This window comes from bacterium, assembly GCA_018812485.1.
GTDB lineage: Bacteria > JAHJDO01 > JAHJDO01 > JAHJDO01 > JAHJDO01 > JAHJDO01.
In genome coordinates, this window is sequence record JAHJDO010000153.1 from 1 (window position 1) to 2,121 (window position 2,121).

Sequence of the window (2,121 nt, forward strand, 5' to 3'; positions counted from 1 at the left end):
ATAAGGGCAGGCACAGGGGCCTGCCCCTACAAAAACATCCAAAAATGAGGTTTGGCAGCGGCCTCATTAAGGGGGAGCGACATCCCGTGACTACCTCGGAAAAACAACCCTTTCAACCTTCCAGCTCTCATCCACCCAAAGGCCAGTGATGTTGACATTCAGACCCCACGAATCAACTGTTTTGACGGCTAATTCCAGCTGCTTCATCTGTGTTTCTTTATCGACAGGGTTTCCTGCACAATCGTGGTGGGAGACTATCGCGATATTTTTTGATCCATGCTTCTGCACAGATATCAAAACCCTCTTCTTGATTGATTCCACATCTTCGTCATCAGCGAGGATTTTATTAGGGCCGGGCTCCGTGATAGTATCGACATAATCGACCTTGAATTCATTTTTCATCCATTCGTTTGCCGGCAGCTGGGTGCGTCCATCCATACAGTTTATCACCGTTGCAAATTTACCGTGGCTCATGATCTCCTCCTCAAATTAATAGATTACCAGTTTATCCAGCAGCTTGTCCGGGTCGGCCGAATATCCGATGAACTTATAGGGATGCTTTTTCAATATGTCGAAGTATTTTTTATGCATATTTTTTGGGATATATTCTACATTCAGAATCAGCTTGTTCTTCAAAAAAAGCGGCTTTATGAGCCTTAATCTGTATGACTGATCCTCTTTGTCGGTGATGTTGAAGAAGAGATCCTCCAAGCCCACACCGTCTATTATTTCCAAATACTTTTCGCGCCATTTGTCGGATGTATCATCCATGATGGAAAGGCCGTTTTGAGCGAGGATGATAAAGGAATCTCCCGCCTTTTTTCTTGAGTATTTCGCGGTCTTTTCTATGAGCTTTATCATTTGAGCCTTTACAGTTGAGGGGAATTGATATAAAATCTCCTATCGAATTAAGCTTAACTTATTGATTATTAACGGCTTTTATAACCAAAAAAAGGGGGGAGAGATGAAAAAAGCAGTAATCCTATCAGCGGTACTACTCATCACGCTAGTTGCATCAACGACATTTGCTGGAAGATGTGAATTCTATCAATGGAAATCAAATGTTTGTAAGAGCTTGAGCGATAGAATCTCAGCTCAGTTGTGTGATTACCATCAGTGGCCAGAGGCGCCATGTGAGATGGTCGCTCCAGTGAAGTTTGAAAAACTTGTGTTGGAAGGTGTTCTTTTTGATTCAGGCAGCGCTGAGATCAAGGCTAAGTCATATGCAGTCCTTGATTCCAATGTTGGAAAATTGAAAGAGAGAGAAAAACTCAATATCGTAGTCGTCGGCTATACCGATGACAGGGGGAATGATGCTAACAATCAGGCTCTTTCAGAGAAGAGGGCGAATAGAGTGAAAAACTATTTCGTCAACAAAGGCATCAATCCGTCGAGGATCAGCGCAGTAGGTCGTGGCGAAGCAAGCCCACGTGCTGATAACTCAACGCCTGATGGCAGAGCGATGAACAGAAGAATTGAAATTGAGACGAACTAAGGTTTTATTTTGAAGTTATTAAAAGGGGCTCTGGTAACTCAGAGCCCCTTTTTTATATAGTAATATAAAAAACCAACCATGAATGTGTAGGGGCGGGTTTGAAACCCGCCCCTACAAGTTCCCAACAAATAGATCTTCTATCAAGAAACTCCCGCCTCGTTGATTATCAGCTTTGCATTGTCGCCATCGATTGTCGCTGAAACGCCGAAAGGAAGTGTTATGTTGATCTCGCTTTTCACCCTGTGGCCTGAGGGGAATCCATATAAGATAGGGACCTCTATATCATCCAGAATGTCGTTCAATATATCTTCGATCGTGTGCTTTTTTCCGGAATTATCGATGCAGTCGATCATTCGGCCGAAAACAATTCCTTTAATTCGTTTCAGCTTGCCGGCGAGCTTTAGGTGCATGAGATAGTTGTCTATCACTTCGATGTCTTCACCGATATCTTCTAGAAAGAGGATCTTGCCGTCTGTGTCGATGTCATAGGCCGTCCCAATTGTGCTCATTATGAGAGACATATTTCCGCCGATCAATGTTCCAGTTGCTTTACCCCCTCTCAACGATCTCAAATTGCTCGATGTGATTTCTCCAATAGGCTCACGCTTTGAAATTGCTTTGATGAG

The 2,121-nt window shown here is 43.4% G+C and carries 4 protein-coding genes; 1 reads left to right on the forward strand and 3 read right to left on the reverse strand.

The features are described from left to right. Positions 1 to 90: 90 nt before the first annotated feature. Positions 91 to 474 (reverse strand): hypothetical protein, encoded by a 384-nt coding sequence (locus tag KKC91_12610; protein ID MBU0479384.1) that lies wholly within the window; start codon positions 472 to 474, stop codon positions 91 to 93. A gap of 15 nt (positions 475 to 489) precedes the next feature. Further along, complete coding sequence (locus KKC91_12615) at positions 490 to 861, reverse strand: hypothetical protein (protein ID MBU0479385.1); 372 nt, start codon at positions 859 to 861, stop codon at positions 490 to 492. A gap of 103 nt (positions 862 to 964) precedes the next feature. On the opposite strand from KKC91_12615, the gene KKC91_12620 reads away from it, so the two are divergent. Next, positions 965 to 1,495, forward strand: a complete 531-nt coding sequence (locus KKC91_12620; protein MBU0479386.1) for an OmpA family protein — start codon at positions 965 to 967, stop codon at positions 1,493 to 1,495. A gap of 140 nt (positions 1,496 to 1,635) precedes the next feature. On the opposite strand, the gene KKC91_12625 is transcribed toward KKC91_12620, so the two are convergent. Further along, the coding region (locus KKC91_12625; protein ID MBU0479387.1) for an LD-carboxypeptidase at positions 1,636 to 2,121 on the reverse strand (486 nt) is incomplete at its 5' end.